We start from the raw sequence: 3,457 nt of genomic DNA, 5'->3' as shown, positions 1-3,457 counted from the left end.
CCGTTGCCCAGCACCCGCTCCCGGGCCTGGTCGAGGATCTCTGGCATGGCTCGTAACCTAACAGGCCACCGAGGGGCCGGGAAACCGCCGCCAGCAGCCCCGGCGAGCCGGGACCGCGCCACGCCGGAGCCCTCCGGACGGGTGGTAACTTCGCCCCGCGGAAGCGCCCGGCAGGGCGGTGGTCGGCGGGAGGGGACGGCACGGTGGCGGACTGGCTGGCGGCCCTGGACCGCCGCGCCGAGCTGCGGGCCCGGGCGGGACTGACCCGTACGCTGCGTCCCCGGGCCGCCGACGACGCGGTGGTCGACCTGGCCGGCAACGACTACCTCGGCCTGGCCACCCACCCGGAGGTCACCGCCGCCGCAGCAGAGGCCTTGTCCGCGTACGGGCTGGGCGCCACCGGGTCACGCCTGGTGCGCGGCTCCACCGACGCCCACCACGCGCTCGAGGACGACCTGGCCGACTGGCTCGGCGTCGACCGGGCGCTGGTGTTCTCCTCCGGCTACCTGGCCAACCTCGCCGCCGTCCGGGGACTGACGCAGCCGCGTACGCTGCTCGTCTCCGACGCCCACAACCACGCCTCGCTGATCGACGGCTGCCGGATCTCCGGCGCCGAGACGCTGGTGACGCCGCACGCGGACGTGGCAGCGGTGGCCGCGGCGCTGGCCGCCGCGCCGGGCCGCCCGGCCGTGGTGGTGACCGAGTCGGTCTTCTCCGTCGACGGCGACCTGGCCCCGCTCGCGGAGCTGCACGAGGTGGCCCGCCGCCACGGCGCGCTGCTGCTCGTCGACGACGCGCACGCGCTCGGCGTCACCGGCCCGGCCGGGGCCGGCGGGGTGGCCGCCGCCGGGCTGGCCGGCGCGCCGGACGTGGTGGTCACCGCGACGCTGTCCAAGGCGCTCGGCGGGGCCGGTGGCGTGGTCGCCGGGCCGGCCGAGTTCGTCCGCCACCTGGTGGAGACCGGCCGCACGTTCATCTTCGACACCGCGCCGCCGCCCGCCGTGGTGGCCGGGGTACGCGCCGCGGTGCGCCTGGCCCGCGACGGCGACGCGCTGCGCGCCGAGCTGGCCGACCGGGTCGCGACGGCGGTGCGCCGCCTCGGCGCGGCCGGACTGTCCGTGTCCGCCCCGGACGGCGCGGTGATCTCGGTGACCGCGCCCGGCCCGCAGGAGGCGACCGCCTGGGCCGCCGCCTGCCGCGAACAGGGTGTGGCGGTCGGCTGCTTCCGTCCGCCGTCCACACCGGACAGCCGTTCCCGGCTGCGGCTCACCGTCAGCGCCGGGGTGGACCGGGCCGGCTTCGACCGCGCCCTGGACGTGATCGTGGAGTGTGCGCCATGAGCCTCGGCGACGCCTGGACCGGGCCGGTGCTGGTGACCGGCACCGACACCGAGATCGGCAAGACCGTGGTGACCGCCGCCGTCGCCGCCGCCGCGCAGGCCGCCGGGCTGCGGGTCGCCGTGGTCAAGCCCGGCCAGACCGGTACGGCCACCGGCGAGCCCGGCGACGTCGACTCGGTGACCCGGCTGGCCGCCCCGCTCACCGGCCGGACGCTCGCCAGCTACCCCGATCCGCTCGCGCCGCTGGCCGCGGCCCGGGTGGCGGACCTGCCGCCGCTGGAGCTGTACAACGCGGTCGACGCGATCCGCGAGGAGGCCGACAAGCACGACCTGGTGCTGATCGAGGGCGCGGGCGGGCTGCTCGTACCGATGGGGCTGCGCCCGTCCGGCGAGCCGTGGACGGTGGCCGACCTGGCGGTGTCGCTCGGCGCGCCCGCGGTGGTCGTGGCACGGGCCGGGCTCGGCACGCTCAACCACACCGCGCTGACGCTGGAGGCGCTGGAGCGGCGGGCCGTACCGGCCGGCGTGGTGATCGGCGCCTGGCCGGCCGACCCGGAGCTGGTGCACTGGCTCAACCTGTCCGAGCTGGTGCCGAACCTGCTCGGCGCGGTGCCCGCCGGGGCGGGCGGGATGGACCCGGGCGTGTTCCGCCGGTCCGCGCCGGGCTGGCTCACGCCGGCCCTGTACGGCGTGCTCGACGACTGGCGGGCCTGGGCCGAGGAGACCTGACTTTCGTCGGTGCCCGGACCGGCCGGGCGTGGGTAGCGTGACCGCCGTGGAACCCCGCGAACGACAACGCCGGGCCGGTGACCTGCTGCTCTGGGCCGTGCTCGCGGCGCCCGTGGCGTACGGCCGCCTCACCCCGCCGTGGCACGCGGACGAACTGCCGCCGCTGGCCGCCGCGCTGGCGCTGCTCGGCACGGCGGTGTGGATCGGCCGCCGCTGGCCGCTGGTCGCGGTGCTCGCGGTGGTGGCCGGCTCGCTCGTCGACGGCAACGTGGTGTTCGCCATCCCGGTCTTCGGCTACCTGGCCGGGCGACGCAGCGACCGGGCCGCACCGGCCGCCGCCGTCTTCGCCGCCATCGCGGTCACCGGTTCCGTGCTCAACCTCGGGCTGCTCGGCACCGAGCCCTCCACCTGGTTCCTGCTCTCCTCGGTGCTGCTGTTCGCCGGTGTGTTCCCCTGGCTGCTGGGCCGGCTGCGGCGGCAGCACCGCGCGCTCGCCGACGCCGGGCTGCGCCACACGCAGGCCGAGCGCCGGGCCGAGGTCGAGCGGGTACGCCTGCGGGAGCGGGCCCGCATCGCCCAGGACATGCACGACTCGCTCGGTCACGACCTGAGCCTCATCGCGCTGCGGGCGGGCGCGCTGGAACTGGCGCCGGACCTGTCCCCGGCGCACCGGGCGGCGGCCGGCGAGCTGCGCGCCAGCGTCGCCGCCGCCACCGAACGGCTGCACGACGTGATCGGCGTGCTGCGCGAGGAACACACGCTGCGGCCGCCGGGGGAGACGGTCACCGACGTGGTCGACGGCGCGCGCGGCGCCGGGATGACAGTCGACCTGCGCGCCGACGACGCGGACCTGCCGCCGCTGGCGGCGCACGCGGCGCAGCGGGTGGTCCGGGAGGCGCTCACCAACGCCGCCCGCTACGCCCCTGGCGCCCCGGTCACCGTCGACGTGGCCCGTACGGCCGACGCGGTGACTGTCGCGGTGGTGAACGCGCCACCACCTGCCGGTCCGCTGCCCGGGCCGCCGTCGCACGGCTCCGGGTTGCTGGCGCTGCGCGAGCGGGTACGCCTCACCGGCGGCACCCTGGACGCCGGTCCCCGCGACGGCGGCTGGGCGGTCACCGCACGCGTCCCGCTGGTCGGGGCGGACGCCGGGCTGCCCGCCACCGGCCTGCTCGACGGGGCGCGTGTCCAGCCCGGCCGCGCCGACGCCGGGGCTGACGGCGTCGCGGACGCCGACCCGTTCGCCGGTGCCGGCGCATCCCGGCGGGGTGAACCGGGGGACGCGGCCCGGCGGCTGCGGGAGGCCCGGCGGCGGGTGCGGCGCAGCCTGCTCGTCGCGATCGGCGCGCCCGCCGGGCTCGCCCTGGTGCTGGCGCTGGTCTATTACCC

Annotated in this window: 3 protein-coding genes; all 3 read left to right on the top strand. The window is 78.0% G+C overall.

Annotated features, from left to right (window positions below):
* Positions 1–203 precede the first annotated feature (203 nt).
* Complete coding sequence (locus KBX39_RS26780; RefSeq protein WP_210873116.1) at positions 204–1,340, top strand: 8-amino-7-oxononanoate synthase; 1,137 nt, start codon at positions 204–206, stop codon at positions 1,338–1,340.
* Positions 1,337–2,068, top strand: a complete 732-nt coding sequence (gene bioD / locus KBX39_RS26775; protein WP_174537886.1) for a dethiobiotin synthase — start codon at positions 1,337–1,339, stop codon at positions 2,066–2,068. Before KBX39_RS26780 ends, bioD begins: the two co-directional genes overlap by 4 nt.
* Positions 2,069–2,114: 46 nt before the next feature.
* Positions 2,115–3,457 (top strand): histidine kinase (locus tag KBX39_RS26770; protein WP_312247495.1); only part of this gene is annotated, 1,343 nt, incomplete at its 3' end.

Origin of the sequence: Micromonospora sp. D75 (assembly GCF_018070405.1) — a bacterium.
GTDB classification, from domain to species: Bacteria; Actinomycetota; Actinomycetes; order Mycobacteriales; family Micromonosporaceae; genus Micromonospora; species Micromonospora chalcea.
This window is presented reverse-complemented; position numbering and strand designations above follow the sequence as displayed.

Coding starts and splice junctions, on each gene's coding strand:
- bioD (WP_174537886.1), top strand. CDS start 1,337: ATGAGCCTCGGCGACGCCTGGACCGGGCCGGTGCTGGTGACCGGCACC.